Raw genomic sequence first — 18,758 nt, 5'->3', positions numbered from 1 at the left:
ATGAAGAGCCTGTTTAGAGTCTGTTTAAATTTTGTTCAGCATTATTTTGAGCGTTCTTTTCGAGGATGTTTTTCAGTTTTTATGAGGAGCATAGCAGGCTATGTGACGAATAGAAAGAGGGGAACAGACCGGAAAGAGGCTTGGGAAGAAGTTGAAGAAAAACTTTTTGAAGAAAATTCAAACAGGCTCTTAATCTTTCTTCAAAAGGAATGCCCGAAGGGCGGCAACTCCTTCCAATTCCCATTCCTCCGACTCCCCCCCTAAATGAAAGAGCCGCGAAAAACTCCCGCATAGTTTTTCTTTAATGGAAGAAAATTCGTATTTTTGCCTGCAACTGCCCGACCGGCAGCTATTCATGAACAGACAATTCCCGAGCAAACTAAATATGAGCGAAGACTTTGAAGGACCGAAAGACGATTTGGACAAAGAACTCCCGGCAGGGAGCGAAGGGCATTCGGACTATAAACCTGCGGACACCAACGATGTAAGCATCAAGCACCAGCTGAGCGGCATGTATCAGAACTGGTTCCTGGATTATGCCTCGTATGTAATCCTGGAACGTGCCGTGCCCCACATCATGGACGGATTGAAGCCCGTGCAACGGCGTATACTGCACTCCATGCGCCGCATGGAAGACGGACGCTACAACAAAGTGGCAAACATCGTGGGGCATACCATGCAGTTCCACCCTCACGGCGATGCCAGCATCGGCGACGCACTGGTGCAGCTCGGGCAGAAGGATATGCTTATCGACTGCCAGGGAAACTGGGGCAACATTCTTACGGGAGACAGCGCAGCCGCCCCCCGTTATATCGAAGCACGTCTCTCCAAATTTGCGCTCGATGTGGTGTTCAATCCTAAAACGACAGAGTGGAAACTGTCGTACGATGGACGAAACAAGGAGCCGGTGACGCTTCCCGTCAAATTCCCCCTGCTGCTGGCGCAAGGAGTGGAAGGCATCGCCGTGGGTCTCTCTTCCAAAATACTGCCGCACAACTTCAACGAACTTTGCGACGCATCCGTAAAATACCTGCACAACGAAGAGTTCAAGCTCTATCCCGACTTCCAGACGGGCGGCAACATCGACGTGTCGAAATACAACGACGGTGAGCGCGGCGGCGCCGTACGGGTACGCGCCAAAATCGAGAAGGTGGACAACAAGACACTTGTCGTCAGGGAGATACCCTACGGAAAGACGGTGGCAAGCGTATGCGACTCCATCGTCAAAGCCAGCGAAAAGGGGAAAATCAAGATAAAGAAGGTAGAGGACCTTACTTCCGGAAACGTAGAGATACTGGTGCACCTCGCTCCCGGCGTATCATCGGACAAGACGATTGACGCGCTGTATGCCTTTACGGACTGCGAGGTGAGCATATCGCCCAACTGTTGTGTCATCGACGAGCAGAAACCGCACTTCCTTGCCGTAAGCGATGTCCTGAAAAAGTCGGTGGACAACACGCTGGCATTGTTGCGCCGGGAGCTGGAGATACGCAAGAACGAGATACTGGAAAGCCTGCACTTCTCCTCGCTGGAGAAAATATTCATCGAAGAGCGCATCTACAAGGACAAGGAGTTTGAACAGGCAAAGAACATGGACGCCGCCTGCGAGCACATTGACGAACGCCTGACGCCCTATTATCCCACATTTATCCGCGAGGTGACCAAAGAGGACATCCTCAGGCTGATGGAAATAAAGATGGCGCGTATCCTCAAGTTCAACTCCGACAAGGCGGAAGAGCTGATTGCCCGCATGAAAGCGGATATCGAGGAGATAGACCGACACCTGGCAAACATCGTGGAGTATACGGTGGAGTGGTTCCGCATGCTGAAAGAGAAATACGGCAAGGGCTTCCCGCGCCGCACGGAACTGCGCAACTTCGACACCATCGACTCCACCAAAGTGGTGGAAGCCAACGAGAAGCTATACATCAACCGCGAAGAGGGCTTCATCGGCACGAGCCTGAAGAAGGACGAGTTCATAGCCAGCTGCTCGGACCTTGACGATGTCATCATCTTCTTCCGCGACGGACGCTACATCATCACCCCGGTGACGGACAAGAAGTTCGTAGGCAAGAACATACTCTATGCCAACGTGTTCAAGAAGAACGACAAGCGTACCATCTACAACATCGTCTACCGCGACGGAAAGGAAGGCACGCATTACATCAAGCGTTTTGCCGTGACTTCCGTGGTGCGCGACCGTGAATACGACGTCACACAGGGCACGCCCGACTCACGCATCGTATATTTCACGGCCAATCCCAACGGCGAGGCGGAAATCATCAAAGTGACGCTCAAACCCAACCCGCGCATACGGCGCATCATCTTCGAAGAGGATTTCAGCCAAATAAACATCAAAGGACGCCAGGCGATGGGCAACATACTGACCCGCAACCCGGTTCACAAGATAGCCCTGAAACAGCGCGGCGGCTCAACGCTGGGCGGGCGGAAGGTGTGGTTCGACCAGGATGTGCTGCGGCTCAACTATGACGGTCGCGGAGAGTATCTGGGCGAGTTCCAGAGCGACGAGCAGATATTGGTGGTATTGAACAACGGCGAGTTCTACACCAGCAATTTCGATGTGAACAACCACTACGAAGCCAACATACGGGTGATGGAGAAGTACGACCCGAACAAGGTATGGACCGCCGTCCTGTATGATGCCGACCAGCAAGGCTACCCGTATATCAAGCGTTTCTGCTTCGAAACGAGTAGCCGCAAGCAGAACTACCTGGGCGAGAACAAGGACAACCGCCTCATACTGTTGACGGACGAATATTATCCCCGTCTGGAAGTCATATTCGGCGGGCACGACAAATTCCGCGAACCGCTGGTGGTGGATGCGGACGAGTTCATCGGCGTGAAAGGCTTCAAAGCCAAAGGCAAGCGGCTGACCACCTATGCGCTGGACACCATCAACGAACTGGAGCCTACCCGCCGGCGGGAAGCCGCGCAAGCCGCCGAGAGCAATGTGGCGGAAGAGGCAGAGATACTGGACCCCGACCACGGGAAGAGCGAAAGCGACATATTGGACGAACTGACAGGGCAGATGAAACTGTTCGCCGGAAATGACGGCAGCAACGGAAACAATGACGACGACAATGGCAGCAATGGAGAAAAGAGGGTATGACGCGCCGCTGTCCGTGGCGGTGGCATGCTGCATGGCGGTGCTGCTGCTGTTGTGCGGCGGCACGCTGAAGGCACAGCTTCCTGCCGAAGCGGAGGGGTTGGAACGGAGCCGCCTCGTGACCCGAGCCACCATGTACGGCGTAGGCGTTACGAATGTATTCGACACTTACCTGTCGCCGCAGGAATATACCGGAATAGACTTCCGCGTCTCGCGCGAGAGCATGCGCATGACCAAATGGATGGACGGCAGGCTGTCCCTGCAGAGTTTCTTCCAGGCGGATTTGGGCTATACCCGCAACAGGGCGGACAACAACCATACCTTCTCCGCACTGGCAAACTGGAACTACGGGCTGCACTACCACTTCCCCGTCACGGGCAACTTCAAGCTGCTTGCCGGCGGACTTGCCGACCTGAACGGCGGCTTTGCCTACAACCTGCGCAACACCAACAACCCGGCATCGGCACGCGCCTACATCAACCTGGACGCATCGGGCATGGCGATTTGGAATCTGCGCATCGGGCGCCGCCCGCTCACCTTGCGCTACCAGGTCAACCTGCCGCTGATGGGCGTGATGTTCTCGCCCCACTACGGGCAGTCGTACTACGAAATCTTCTCCTTGGGAAACAGCAGCGGCGTGGTGAAGTTTACCTCGTTGCACAACCAGCCCTCGCTGCGGCAGATGCTCACGGCAGACTTCATGCTGTGTCGCCGCGCCCGGATGCGCCTTGCCTACGTATGGGACGCGCAACAATCGAGCGTCAACGATATAAAGACACACACCTACTCGCACGTGTTCATGGTGGGCTTCGTCAAGGAATTGTATCTGATAAAGAGAAAAAGCGACGGGAAAATGATAAGGTGACAAACAACGAATGACAAGGTGACAAACAGCGAACGGTAAGGTGACAAATGGTGAATGGTAAGATGACAAATGGCAAACGGTAAGATGGCAAGATTTCTACAACATACAACAAGCTTTCTTTGGAAGACAACGGTGCTGATTGCCGTGCTTCCTCTGCTGGCAGGCTGCATCCGCGAAGAAGACACCGTCAATTCCCCGCAGGGAAACTTCGAAGCGCTGTGGAGGATTATCGACGAGCAGTACTGCTTCCTGGAGTACAAACAGATAGACTGGGATGCCGTCCGCACCAAGTACGGCAAGCTAATCACCGGCTCTATGAGCAGCGAAGGGCTGTTCGAGGTGTTGGGAGACATGCTGAACGAACTGCAGGACGGGCACGTGAACCTGGCTTCCGCCCACAACGTGTCCTACTACGACGCGTGGTATCAGGACTATCCGCGCAACTTCCGCGAAGACATCGTGGAAGATTTCTACCTGGGCAAAGCCAGCACCGACTACCGCACCGCCGCAGGCATCAAATACAAGATATTCGAAGACAACATCGGATACATGCGCTACGAGAGTTTCGCTTCGGGCATAGGCGACGGAAATCTGGACGAGATACTCTCCTACCTTGCCCCTTGCAACGGACTTATCATCGACGTGCGCAGCAACGGCGGCGGCAACGTGACCAACTCCGAACGCATCGCCGCACGCTTCACCAACGAAAAGGTGCTGACGGGATACATCTGCCACAAGACCGGCAAGGGGCATAACGACTTCTCCCAACCCTACCCCATCGAACTGGAACCCAGCAACAGCATACGCTGGCAAAAGAAGGTGGTGGTCCTGACGAACCGCCGTTCGTACAGCGCCACCAACGACTTCGTCAACCAGATGAGTTGCCTGCCCAACGTCACCATCATGGGCGACAAAACCGGCGGCGGCTCCGGCATGCCTTTCACGTCCGAACTGCCCAACGGGTGGACGGTGCGTTTCTCTGCCAGCCCGCACCTCAGCGCCGGCATGGAGCAGATAGAATGGGGAATAGACCCCGACATCAAAGTCGATATGGACAAGGCGGATGAAGCGAAACATGTGGACACCATCATCGAAAAAGCCCGGGCTTTCCTGAAAGGCGAGTGGGCGCCGGAGTGAAATGAGCAACTTTCTTCACGCTTTTGCTTGCAGAACCGGGAAAACTTCCTATCTTTGCATCGCTTAACGGGAAATCACCATGCGGGTGTGGCGTAATTGGCAGCCGCGCCAGACTTAGGATCTGGTGCCGCGAGGCGTGTAGGTTCGAGTCCTATCACCCGCACAGATTACTTTATAAAAGGCAAACAACTGAAGAATCACCCTTGTTACAAGTTTGTAGCAAAGGTGATTTTTTTATGGAGCTATGGGAAATAGATACTATTATCCACTGCGACAGCATAAGAAATAGTATATTTGTACCGTCATCCTGTTTAACACGGTCATTTTACACAATATGCGTAATCCAATACATCATATTATCATAGGAATCCTCTTCTTCTCAATTCAGTCCGTATCCGCAAAAAAGTATGAATACAAGTCTTTAGGGGTGAATGACGGATTATCCCAAGTAACCATAAGCACTATCTGCCAAGACGAAAAATCGCGTATGTGGATTGCGACCTTGGACGGACTGAACTGTTATGACGGCAACCGAATTAAGGTCTTCAATCATTTCCACAATGATTCAATCAGTTTTGGCAATCTTTATGTAACCCAGATGGTTGAAAGTGAAAGTTTTCTCTATCTGCTGACTTCTACAGGAGTCTTTGCCTTCAATCTTAGCACAGAGCAATATCACCTGCTACCGATCACCTCCCCCACTGCATTGGCAAAGGGAAAACATGGGATATGGATTGCGGAAGGGGACCATATTTATCAATATCAACAAAAGACGAATCAATTAAAAAGAGTCCATTCCAACCTGGAGTTACCTTTGACTAATTTCGATATGCTTGAAGATTCCAACGGGAACTTATATCTTGCCCGAGAAGGCGGAGGAGTGATTTGTATAGACAACCAAGGCACCGTCCTCCAAGTACTACAGGATGTGATGGTGATGAAATTCCTTTTAGGCTATGACCAGAATATCTGGATTGGCACCCAAGAAGACGGCATATTCTGTCTTTCCCCACAAGGGCAGGTTATCCACCAATATCATCCGAGAAATGATATGGCAAGAGCCTTATGCCAGGATTTTGAGGGAAATATTTGGGTAGGCTACAGAAGCGGTTTGGCAAAAATAGAAGTAAGCACCGGAAACATGCTGCTTTTCCAGGAAGAGGCCGACCACATCGGTACCATGATCAAATCATCTGTCACATCCCTATATACAGACAGCCAAGGAATTGTATGGGTCGGGACATATTGGGGAGGAGTAAGCTATTTCCTGCCGGAGCATCAACATTTCGACTTTTATCGTGCTGCCCGCAACGAACTTTCCTTTTCCGTAGTAGGCAACATGACTGAAGATTCCCAAGGGAATATATGGATATGTACAGAGGGCGGCGGCTTAAATCTGTATCATCCTGATAGGAAAAAAATAAAACATTTCAACTTCCAGACCGGAACCCGTTTCAGTTCGGACTATCTGAAAGATATTGTCTATGACAAATATCGCGATTGTTTATGGATTGCAGCGGATTTCTCGAACAAGATTAACCGTTTTTATCCTGCCAGCCAGGATTTGTCTGTCATACCTTTGCCAATAGAGGCCGGAGTTGCGACATTCTCATTAGCCGATACCTCAGAAAAATTGTATATCGGTACCACCGATGCGGTCGTTTGTTTAGACAAAGCTACCTTAAAGAGCGATATCCTGTTCAAAGAGAAAAACCTGTTTACCCATAACTATAATATGTTATTGTTCGATTCGAAAGGCAGATTGTGGTTCGCCACCGATAACGGTTGTGCAAGCTATTCAATAGTGTCGAAAAAAATCAAAGTCTACAAGATACATTTTAAATATTCCGTCCATTCCGCAAAGGAACTGGTAAATGTCCTGTTCGAAGATAGAGATGGAAATATTTGGTTGGGCACCCATGGGAACGGTTTATTTTTGTTGAATGAAAAAGCATCCGCTTTTTTGCTGCATACCAATCCGGAAATGTTTTCAGGCGGAAACATCCGGGCGATAAGCAGTACCCCTTCCGGAAATTTGCTGATAGGAACCGGACACGGATTATCTGTTTTATCGAAAACAGACGGAAATATTATGAACTTCAGTTCCAAGGCAGGTTTTCCACTACCACTTATCAACCATAAAGCAATTCTTATCGCTTCCGATGGAAATATCTATATGGGTGGAAATACGGGTATGGCAATCATGCAAGAAGATTATCTGCAATATCCCCGAAGAATATACAATGTGCTGTTGACGGATTTATACGTGGACAACAAAGAAGTCACCAATGGTACCCCGACCGATATCTTGAAAAATTCCTTCACATATACGGATAAAATCAAGTTGAATCATTCGCAGAATGTCTTTTCAATCGTTTTCTCTACTGACAACTATCTTCATACAGGCGGTGGAGAGATACTCTACCGCCTGAAAGGATACGATGAAGAATGGCATGCAAGCCATATCGGCAATACCGCCACGTACACCAATATCCCCCCCGGCAACTATACGTTTGAAATCTGCATGAAAGAATATCCGGAAGTGACACGCGCATTGCAGGTGATCATTGTCCCGCCGTTCTATGCCACCTGGTGGGCCTATACCTTATATATATGTATTGTCTTGGCTATCCTGTTCATCGTGATACGCGAGTACAAGATACGCCTGTACTTGAAGACTTCATTAAGTTTCGAACTGCGCGAGAAGCAGCATCTCGAGGAGATGAACCAGTCGAAGTTGCGCTTCTTTACCAACATATCCCATGAAATCAGGACGCCTATCACTCTGATAATCGGGCAAGTGGAATTGCTTCTCAGTTCAGGGAAATTATCATCATATACCTATTCAAAGCTACTCAACATACATAAGAACGCCGCCAACCTGAAACTACTGCTTACGGAATTGCTTGATTTCAGGAAACAGGAACAGGGAAAACTCCAGCTGAAAGTCTTTGAGTTCGACCTGTATGCCCTGTTGAAAGAGCAGCACATCCTATTCAAAGAACTATCCGTGAATCGGAATATCACCTTTTCGTTGGATTCCGATTGTACCCGGTGTCTGATATGGGGCGACCGCTTTCAATTGCAAAAAGTAATCAACAACCTACTATCGAACGCATTCAAACATACGGAAGATGGCGGAAAAATCACCCTCAATTTAACAGATGAAACCGACAGTTGCTCATTCTCCGTATCCGACAACGGAAGTGGCATATCCGAAGAAAACTGCGAAAAAATCTTCGAACGTTTCTATCAGATCGAGAACATCGGCAAGGAGGGCACCGGGATAGGCCTGGCTCTCAGCCAGGGAATCATAAAAGCTCATCAAGGAGAAATCACCGTAAAGAGCCAGCTCAACCAAGGAGCAGTCTTTAAAGTCACCTTAAAGAAAAGCAATTCACATTTCCCCGTCTCCACCCTTTGTACCGAACCGGAACAGCCCAAGGAATACATCTATCACCCGGAAGAGAAAGATGCAATCGTCAGCGAGTTGCAATCTTCCGGCAGTAGTAACAAAGCGGCAGACGGCAAGTTGCTGATAGTGGACGACAATGAGGAAATCAGAAATATCTTGCAGGAAGTGTTTTCTCCTCTATATACGGTATACACAGCGGAAGATGGAGAAGAAGCGTACGAGAAAGTTCGGACTTTGCAACCGGATTTGGTGGTATCCGACATCATGATGCCCAAAATGCCGGGTACCGAACTGTGCATGAAAATCAAGAACAATATCGAGACCTGCCACATCCCGGTCATATTGCTGACGGCATTAGGCACTCCCGAACATGAGATGGACGGGCTGCGGATTGGTGCTGACAGCTACATCGTAAAACCCTTCAACGTACGGCGCTTAGTGATGCAATGTAATAACCTCATCAATACCCGCCAGATATTGCAACAGAAATATGCCCGACAACCGGAAGTGAAAGCCGAAAAGATAGCGACTAGCGCCCTCGACAAACAGTTTATCGAGCGTGCGGTTCAAATAACCGAGACCAACTTGGACAATCCGGATTTCAGCGTGGAAATGTTTGCACGTGAAATGGGATGCGGACGCACGGTCCTGTTCCAAAAGATAAAGGGCATCACCGGAAATACGCCCAACAATTTTATCATGAACCAGCGTTTGAAAAAAGCCGCCCGCCTGTTATTGGACGCTCCCGAAATGAATATTACAGACATTGCCTATAATCTGAACTTCGGTAACCCGCAATATTTCAATAAATGTTTTAAAGAGTTATTCGGTACATCCCCGTCACAATACAGAAAAAATTCGGCAGAACAACAGTCCTAATTCCAAGAGAGCAAACGTCCGGCACATTCACAAACAAACATAACACTGATATTCAAGCATATACCATTCAGCACCCATATCATCATCTGTACTTTTAGACATAATAAAACGTACATATAGATAGGTTATTTGAGTATTTAATCCTATAAATTTGCGACATCGATTAACTATTCAAATTCTTATATGTTATGAAAAACTTATCAGACAAGACAAAAGAGCGATGGCTCTATCCGCTTCTTTTGTTTCTTTTATGTAGTGTCGGATTCACTACTCAACTGAATGCCCAAAACGGATTTACAGTAAAGGGAACTGTAGTGGACGAAACCAACTTTCCCCTACCCGGAGCCACTGTAATGGAAAAAGGCGGTTCTAACGGCGTTGTCACCGACTTGGACGGCAACTTCTCTCTGACAGTATCCAAAAAAGGAGCTACCCTGACAATCTCATTCATCGGATTCACCACCAAAGAGGTGGCGGCAAAAAGCAGTCCACTGAAAGTCACTCTCTCGGAGAACTCAAAGCTACTGGACGAAGTAGTAGTAGTGGGTTACGGAACGATGAAAAAACGTGATGTAACGGGTGCCATCACTTCCATTTCGAGTGAAGCCATCGAAAAGAAAATGGCAACCAATGTCTTTGAAGTTTTGCAAGGAACCACTGCCGGTGTACAGGTCATATCCGGTTCGGGACAGCCCGGCGAGTCCTCCTCCATCAAGATTCGCGGAACTTCCACCTTCTCTGCCGAAGGTGTCACTCCCCTTTACATTGTAGACGGAGTACCCTTGGAAAACATCGATGCCATCAACACGAACGACATCGTATCCATGGAGGTTCTTAAAGATGCCGCATCGGCTGCTATTTATGGTTCTCGTTCTGCTAATGGGGTTATCATCATTACGACCAAAAGTGGTCAGGAAGGCAAACCTCGCATTGATCTGAAATACAACCATTCCTGGGGTACTTTATCCCACAAAATTGCGCAAGCAAACCGTTCCGAACGCTTGTTGTACGATCAATATCGTAAAGAGTATTTTGAAACATATGATATAGCAGGAGCTAATCCGAATGAAAGCATCGAAATCCTAGACGACCCACTGAACTGCTTCTTTAATACCGACAACGATTATCTGGATATGATTGCAAACACTGCGCAGAAGGATCAGGTGGACATCAGCGTAGGGGGTGGTACTAAAACCCTGAAATACTTTATCAATACAGGCTACTACAATGAAAAAGGTATCATCAACAACACCGGTTTTCAAAGATTGAGCACCCGTATCAACGCAGACTATACGGCGACCAAATGGTTAACCATGGGTAGCCGGATATCGTTGACTTATTCTCAAAAGAAAGGTTTGGACGAAGGACAGTTACTAAATTCTGTATTGACCCGCCGTCCGTATTTCAACACCTACTATCCCGACGGTTCTTTAGTAGGAGTATTCAACGGACAAAAGAACCCTATTGCACAGATTAACTATACAACAGACTTTACAGATTCGTATAGAGCAAATTTCTTTCAATATTTTGAAGTAAAATTAAATAAGTATCTGAAGTTCAGAGCCAACATCAATGCCAATTTCTATCTGGACAAACGCAAAAAGATGGAGCCGAGTATTATCACTGACGAATGGCAGAGAAAAAACAAAGGATATGCTTATAATTACCTGAACTGGAACTGGATGAACGAGGATTTCATCACCTATTCCCGGAAAATAAAAGGTCATAATATCAATATCATGGCAGGTTTCAGTGCACAGCAATGGCGTTCTGAAAATGAAACTTTCGTAGGAATAAATTCGTCTACAGACTTTATATATACCATGAACGCATTTGCCGCAAATTTGGATTTATCTGCTACTGGTTCCACATTAACCAATCATGCCATCGCTTCCATCTTTGCACGTGCTACTTACGATTATAAAGGTAAGTATCTATTTACAGCCAACATACGTCGCGACGGCTCTTCCCGTTTTGCTAAAGAAAACAAATGGGGAAATTTCCCCTCCGTATCAGCAGGATGGCGTTTCTCGGACGAGAAGTTTATGAAGTTCGCCAAGAACATCCTGAATGATGGTAAGATTCGTGCAAGTTACGGTATAACAGGTAACGAAGCCATTGGAAATTACGACTATATTTATTCTTATTCTCCCCATTCTATTTATGATGGAGTGGGTGGCGTTACCCCTACCCGTATCGGTAAAGGCAATTTGAAGTGGGAAGAAACCAAGCAGTTCAATCTCGGTTTGGACTTGAACTTATGGAATAGCCGCCTGATTATTACTGCCGATTACTATGACAAATATACCGATGGTCTATTGGCAAATTACCAGTTGCCGAAAGAATCCGGCTTCGCATCTATGAAGACCAACGTGGGCGAGATGAGTAATCGCGGTTATGAAATTGCAGTCACAGGTGATATTATCCGTACTAAAGACTGGAAATGGAACGCTTCTTTCAATATTTCCAAGAATATCAATCGCATAGAGAAGTTGTCTGAAGGGAAAGCATACATGGAAGGGGATATCTGGTGGATGCAGGAAGGTGGACGTGTCGGTGATTTTTATGGATTTAAAAGTGCCGGTGTATTTGCTTATGACGAATCGAATGCTTTTACTAATAAATGGGAACAATTGACTCCTGTGTTTGAAGATGGAGTATTCCAATATAAATACTTGTTGAATGGTAAGGAATATACAGGTGAAGTCAGTCAGAAGAAACTGCCGAATGGTAAAGCATTCCGTGGGGGAGATTATAACTGGGAAGAACCGGAAGGAACTCGTGACGGTGTGATTGATGACAATGACCGTATGGTAATCGGTAATGCCATGCCCGACGTGACCGGTGGTTTGAATACAACCGTAAGTTGGAAAAACTTAAGTTTATATTTAGGCTTCTATTATTCGCTGGGTGGACAGATTTATAACTCAGCAGAACATAATCGTAACATGTTCAAGTATACCGGAACGACACCATCTCCTGAGGTTATTCATAATATATGGCTGCATCCCGGTGACCAGGCTATCTATCCGCGTCCATACAATGACGATTACAACAACGCCCGTATGGGTAATTCATTCTATCTGGAAGATGCTTCCTTCATCCGTTTGCAGAATGTGCGAATAGCCTACGACCTCCCTGAGAGCTGGATAAAGAAACTGATGTTGAAAAATATAAACGTGTACGCTTTTGTAAACAATGCTTTGACATGGACCAACTACTCAGGATTTGATCCGGAGTTCTCCACACGTAATCCCTTACAAATTGGTAAAGACACTTACCGTTATCCAAGGAAGAGAGAGTATGGTATCGGTTTTTCTGCTAACTTTTAATAAAATACATTGTATGAATAAGATAAAATATTTTGCAGGAGCTATTTGTTTGGCTCTATCATTGAATAGCTGTTCCGATTTTTTAAATGAAGAACCGGTCAGCGAGATTCCGGCAGGCGAAATGTGGAAAACCGCTCGCGATGCCAAAGCCGGAGTAAACGAAATCTATGGATTGCTACGTACAGCTTTGCGTGAGAACTATTTCTATTGGGGAGAATTTCGTTCGGATAATGTAGCCCAAGGAGCACCGGCAATGGCAGACCAGGCACGTGTAATCAACAACCTGATGTCTACCGATGACAAATGTACCAAATGGACGTCCTTGTATCAAGTCATTAATCAGACTAATCTTGCTATCAAGTATATACCCGGAATAAGTATGCCGGATGTCTCCGATCGTAACGACTACCTCGGACAAGCTTATGCATTACGAGCCTTGGCCTATTTTTATGCCATCCGCGTTTGGGGAGATGTTCCTTTGTTCACGGAACCGACCGAGAATTATTCCGAAGCTATCTACAAAGAGCGTACGGATAAAAACTACATTCTGGAAAATGTGATTATTCCAGACTTGAAGAAAGCGGAAGGACTGATTAACCGCAATAAGAATTATGAGCGCAAACGTATCTCTATCTGTGGTGTTTGGGCTATCTTGGCAGATGCCTACATGTGGGCAGGAAATTATAGCCTGGCAGATCAGGTGATTGATAAAATGGCTACTATAAAATTAGGTGGCAAACGTTTTCTTGATCTTGAGCCTGATATTGAAAAATGGCACACGATGTTTACCGAAGAGTTAAACAACAAACCTTCGGATGATACGCCGGAAAATGACGAATACAACTCCAAAGAGCTTATTTTTCTAATTCATTTTGATATGGACGAAGTAGGCACACAGGGCTACAGCTTTATGTATAGATATTTTTGTGGTAGCGGTATCCGTGCAGCAGTACTGTCCGACAGATTTATGACCCTGTTTGATGAAGAAGATATGCAGGGAGACAGACGTAAAGACTACACAGTGAAATACTATCAGGAAGGAAATGAGCTACGCAAGTATATGTCCGGCGACATCAGCAGCTCTTTAAATAATACTTGTGAAGTAGCTTACCCTGTCTACCGCTATACGGATATGCTCTTGCTTCAGGCAGAGGCACGCGTTCGCCAGGGAAAATGGGAAGATGCATTGGCTTTGGTAAAACGAGTACGCGACCGGGCAGGTTTAAGTACTCGCCTCGCTTATGAGTTTGCCTCAGAAAATGAGTTGATTGATTATATCCTCCGTGAGCGTCAGGTAGAACTGGTAGGCGAGGGACGTCGGTGGTTCGATTTGGTTCGTACAGGCAAATGGAAAGAGGTTATGCAACCTATCAATGGATTAAGTGAAGATGGAAATGAGCTTTTTCCGATTCACTATTCCCACCTGATAGAAAATCCTAAGTTAGTTCAGAATTCATATTATGGCAATAAATAAAAGATTGGAAAGATGAAAAAGATAATATATAACACACTACTCTTCTGCTGGACAATCATCGCATTGTCCGGATGTGACCTGGAGTTGCAAAAAGACTATGACTACAAACCTTCAGTAGATGACCCACATATAAACATGACTGCATGGGAATATCTACAGGAAAACAAAGGCCAATTCTCGGAACTGATTGCCGCCATCGAATATGTCGGTATGCAAGAATATTACACACAGACACAAAGTTTATATACTTATTTGGCTTTGAATAATGTAGCCATGCAATCATTGTTAAAAGAGAAATTTTCAGGAGCAACAGCCATCACAGAATGTGATAAGGAGAAACTAAAAGACATTCTCCTTTACCACATTGTGGATGGTGAATATAGTTCCTACGGCCAGCTACCGGTAGAACCGATGTTCGTATTAACAATGCTGAAAGGAGAACAAGGATTGATGACGATATGTGTCTGGAAAAATCCGTATCAATCCAGTATGGGCAAAATACTGATAAACGAAACGGGTAGTAACGGTAACTCTCCTCGCCGCAAATCCAAGGCAAGTAATATTATGCCGACGAACGGTGTGATTCATGTTTTCGAACAATATTGTTATTACCAGAGATAAATAGTACCAACTTAAAAACGTATATGTTATGATTCGTAAATTATATACCTTGTTAATGCTCGGGCTTTGCTTGGGATTTACGGCCTGCGGAGAAGATAGCGAGAACATTGATCCCAATGCCGCTGTACCTGCCATTAACCTTCCGATGGAAGAAATAAATATAGATTTGAATAATGTAGACCATTTACCTGTAGTAGCGGTTATCAGGTCGGAAGCCGGACTGAAGAATATATCTATGAAAATACAGACGGCAGAAGGAACAGTGGATTATAAAACAGTGACTGATTTTTTCAATCCCAATTCCTACAGCCTGTCAGAAGAATTAGAATATGGTGCCAATTATCAAGCATTTATTATAGAAGCAACAGATAAGCTAAATCATGTTACTACAGGCAACATTATTTTTAACGTAACCGACGTAGTAGAACGTCCGACAATTACTTTCGATCCGGAAGAGATTATCTATGACGAAATGGACGATAATTTGAGCGTAATCCCTCCAACCTCATTCAAGGTTACTTCCGAAGGCGGGTTGAAAAGTATAACAATTACTTTGGCTTCCGGTGATACTCAGCAAGAAATGTTTGTCGAGGAATTGAATGGAGAGAAAGAATACACATTTAATCAGCAGATTAACTATAAAGATGGAGATAAAGGATTGAAAGTAAAAGCTGAAGATTCTTACGGCTATATTACGATTGCTACTCTCCCGGTAACCTATCGTGCTATCCCAGGACCGGAGATACTGGAGTTACAAGAAATTATCAACGGAGCTAAAAGCGGGCAGACTACTTATATTCCAATCAACGTAAATTCAGTGCGCGGTATTAGAAATATATCTATTTATACCAAAGAAGGTACTAATGAAGAACAACTGCTTAAAAATATAGAAATGCAAGGTGAAACATCTTGGGAGGGTCCCCTTGAAGTAACACTTTCTGAAGCAACAAGCCAGCTTAGAGTTGTAGTTTCTGATGGAAGAGAAAATAAGAATGCTGAAAAAACAATTAAGACGTATGTGGATATGACATATACTAAATTACTTGTAGCTGCTTCACGTTATGCAAACGCCCCCCATGCTAATTATCCAGATGTATATTCAATTATTTCTTGTAACGATTTGAAAACACATAGCGTTGATGAGGTCCTTGAAAAAAATAGAATCGCAGATTTTACATTTTATGCTTTTGGGGGCAGTAGTGAGCTTCGTTTTTATTCCATGGAAGTTAAATCTGGTAATAAATATAATGAGTACAAGGGGTCAAATGGGAAAACATTAGCGAATATGTCAGAGCGAAATAAAACTATGTTCTCAAGAACACAAAACTTTGATTTTGAGAATGCAACCACCTCTTCAATATCTTCAAGTTGGCAATCGGGAATACAAGCAGACAACATATTAAAACTACAAGAGAAAGAAGTTATCATATTCCAAACAGATGCACAATCGTCGGCTGGTTTACGAAAAGGAGCGATGAGAGTAATAAAATCAGAACAAATAGGACAGTATCCAGTTGACCTGCTCATAACTTTAGAGATAAAATTGCTTGATACAAACGTGAATCAATAAGCAGATGTATAAGAGTTTAGTAAATAATTTATTGATACTTAATAAAAACATTATGAAAAAAAATGGTAAATATTTTGTTATGATTAGTTTATTGTCATTAGTATTTTCACAAGTGGTTTACGCTTCAAACTTGAATACTTGCGGTCAAGATAGCGAGGGCATGGATGTAGTTACACTGCATGTAGGTAGCCAAAGCTATGCCAACAATTGTCCCGAAAAGTATCCGGATGCATACGCCATTGTGTCTTTAACTGATTTGAAGACTTACCCAGTGGATTATGCCCTTGCCAATCCGAGGAATGTAGACTTCAGATTCTATTGTCATGGATCAGAAGCTGTCCCTCGCCTGTATTCCATGCACGCATTGGGATTACATAATAAGGAAGACCAATATAAGGGAACATCCGGTTCATTAATGGATATGTCTAAAAGAAACCAGACCCATTTTCTGATATTGCCCTCTGATTTTGATTATGAGCATGCAACACCAGCCTCTATTGCCCAGATAGATCCGAGTACTGTAAATAAAGGAATATTAAATCCTATCTCCGTGGGTGATGTTATTGCTTTTCGTACAAAAGGGCGAGTTGGAATCATGAAAGTTATTGATATAACACAACCCGGAGAATTATCTAATGTTCCGGTAAAGCGCGTAATGACTCTTGAGATTAAATTTCCAAAGAAGAAATAATTAGTACAGATATTCACATGCCCATGAGGGTAAAGCAATATGGGCATGTGAATACTTTTCGTAAATACACGCATTAACAAAAATCTATATGAAAATACATGTATATCAATACTTCCTGCTTTTTTGTTTCTTAGGACTACTTTCACCGGTAGCAGGCTGTTCCGATACAGTGGAACCTTCCGAACCGGAGCAACCCATTCCACCTACTCCTGCCGAAGACGAATATACCTTATTGAATGTAGAGTATCGAAAGTGGCAGATTGGAACTTTTCAAGGATGGGAAACTACAGATTCACAAGAAACCCGTATTATCGACAATATGAATTGGTATACTTCTACTTCGGATTTCAGCCGGACAGCTTGGGGGAGAAGAATTGGTTTACAGCCTTCCTCAATTGTAGGAAAATCCGGTTTCTTCCGAGTGGCAAATTATCAAGGACGCTCCTATTTACTTGATCCGGATGACGGAGCGGTTATTATACACGGAATACAACATGTACGTCCCGAAACATCGGTTGCTCATAAAGAATCTTTCAATAACAAGTTTGGCGGTAGCGAAGCGCGATGGAGCAAAGAGACGGGCAAACTGATAGCAGACAATCACATCAATTACATTTCATATGGTTCTAACCGCATTGAGACGTTTCCATCTGTAATGCGTAATAATCTGCTTACTCCCAAAACCCAGAAAATAGCTTATGCAGAGTGCCTATGTCCGCTTCGTTCTTTTCAATGGGATATGTATAAAAATTTAGGCTATTCTTTCGATGATGACAAGTACAACCGCTTGGTTATTATCTTTGAACCTACATTTGCTCCTTACATAGATGAGCTATGCCGAGAGAAAACCGCATTATTTGCCGGTGACAAGCATTTCATCGGATACTATCTCGACAATGAATTGCCATTCGCCAGTTTCCACAATGGAGATCCTCTACGAGGTATTGATTTAAAACAGTTTTTGTCTTTACCGGATCGCTATAAAACAGCCCGGGAGTATGCCGACAAGTTTATGAATGATAAAGGTATAACCCTTTCTCAAATCACCGAAGAAGTTCAGGAAGAATTCCGGGGACTTGTAGCTGACTATTATTATCGGCTAAGTACCGAAGCCATCAGACGTTATGATACGGAACATCTGATATTAGGTTCTCGTTTGCACGACTGGAGCAAATATAATCAAAAAGTGGTGGAAGCCTGTGCCCGCCATTGCGATGTTGTTTCCATTAACTATTACGGACGCTGGCAACCGGAAAACGATTTCCTGACTAATTTAAAAATATGGTGTGGCACAAAACCCTTTTTGGTCTCAGAGTTCTACACGAAAGCGGAAGACGCCAATTATAAAGGGAATAAATATGATAACACCGAAGGAGGTGGATGGCTGGTACGTACACAGAAAAACAGAGGTGAGTTTTATCAAAATTTCTGCCTTCGCCTACTCGAAACAAAAAACTGTATCGGTTGGGTACACTTCGAATATAATGACGGATACAACGACGGAAAGTCTACTAATAAAGGAATCGTGTCTTTGGAATACGAGCCGTATGATTCATACTTATCATATATGCGTCAATTAAATCTTGCCGTTTATTCATTGATTGATTATTATGATAACAAACAATAATAAGTATACCATCTTTGAAC

The 18,758-nt window shown here is 45.0% G+C and carries 11 protein-coding genes and 1 tRNA gene; all 12 read left to right on the top strand.

The window, feature by feature from the left end; genetic code table 11:
- On the top strand, nt 1–264 hold a 264-nt coding region (locus QZ327_RS05530), incomplete at its 5' end, for a hypothetical protein (RefSeq protein WP_294617800.1).
- A 121-nt stretch (nt 265–385) separates the two neighbouring features.
- Nucleotides 386–3,130 (top strand): DNA gyrase/topoisomerase IV subunit A, encoded by a 2,745-nt coding sequence (locus QZ327_RS05525; RefSeq protein ID WP_294617808.1) that lies wholly within the window; start codon nt 386–388, stop codon nt 3,128–3,130.
- Complete coding sequence (locus QZ327_RS05520; protein WP_294617806.1) at nt 3,111–3,992, top strand: DUF3316 domain-containing protein; 882 nt, start codon at nt 3,111–3,113, stop codon at nt 3,990–3,992. The genes QZ327_RS05525 and QZ327_RS05520 overlap by 20 nt, the downstream gene beginning before the upstream one ends.
- Nucleotides 3,993–4,076: 84 nt before the next feature.
- Nucleotides 4,077–5,129 (top strand): S41 family peptidase, encoded by a 1,053-nt coding sequence (locus QZ327_RS05515; RefSeq protein WP_294617798.1) that lies wholly within the window; start codon nt 4,077–4,079, stop codon nt 5,127–5,129.
- Between the two features lie 81 nt (nt 5,130–5,210).
- A tRNA-Leu gene (locus QZ327_RS05510) sits at nt 5,211–5,292 on the top strand.
- Between the two features lie 264 nt (nt 5,293–5,556).
- Nucleotides 5,557–9,423 carry a hybrid sensor histidine kinase/response regulator transcription factor gene (locus tag QZ327_RS05505; protein ID WP_294617795.1) on the top strand — a complete coding sequence of 1,289 codons (3,867 nt, stop codon included), beginning with the start codon at nt 5,557–5,559 and terminating at the stop codon, nt 9,421–9,423.
- Nucleotides 9,424–9,611: 188 nt separating this feature from the next.
- Entirely contained in the window at nt 9,612–12,755 is a 3,144-nt protein-coding gene (locus tag QZ327_RS05500; RefSeq protein WP_294617794.1) for a TonB-dependent receptor, read from the top strand.
- A 13-nt stretch (nt 12,756–12,768) separates the two neighbouring features.
- Nucleotides 12,769–14,229 (top strand): RagB/SusD family nutrient uptake outer membrane protein, encoded by a 1,461-nt coding sequence (locus QZ327_RS05495; RefSeq protein ID WP_294617792.1) that lies wholly within the window; start codon nt 12,769–12,771, stop codon nt 14,227–14,229.
- 12 nt (nt 14,230–14,241) lie between these two features.
- On the top strand, nt 14,242–14,850 hold the full coding sequence (locus tag QZ327_RS05490; RefSeq protein ID WP_294617791.1) for a fasciclin domain-containing protein: 609 nt from the start codon (nt 14,242–14,244) through the stop codon (nt 14,848–14,850).
- Between the two features lie 28 nt (nt 14,851–14,878).
- A complete protein-coding gene (locus QZ327_RS05485) occupies nt 14,879–16,420 on the top strand; it encodes a hypothetical protein (RefSeq protein WP_294617789.1) in 1,542 nt (513 codons plus the stop codon).
- A gap of 52 nt (nt 16,421–16,472) precedes the next feature.
- Nucleotides 16,473–17,111, top strand: coding sequence for a hypothetical protein (locus tag QZ327_RS05480; RefSeq protein ID WP_294617788.1), 639 nt, complete (start codon nt 16,473–16,475; stop codon nt 17,109–17,111).
- Between the two features lie 88 nt (nt 17,112–17,199).
- Entirely contained in the window at nt 17,200–18,738 is a 1,539-nt protein-coding gene (locus tag QZ327_RS05475) for a hypothetical protein (protein ID WP_294617786.1), read from the top strand.
- The last annotated feature ends 20 nt before the right edge of the window (nt 18,739–18,758 follow it).

Origin of the sequence: uncultured Bacteroides sp., from assembly GCF_910578895.1 — a bacterium.
In the GTDB taxonomy this organism is placed as follows: Bacteria; Bacteroidota; Bacteroidia; order Bacteroidales; family Bacteroidaceae; genus Bacteroides.
This window is presented reverse-complemented; position numbering and strand designations above follow the sequence as displayed.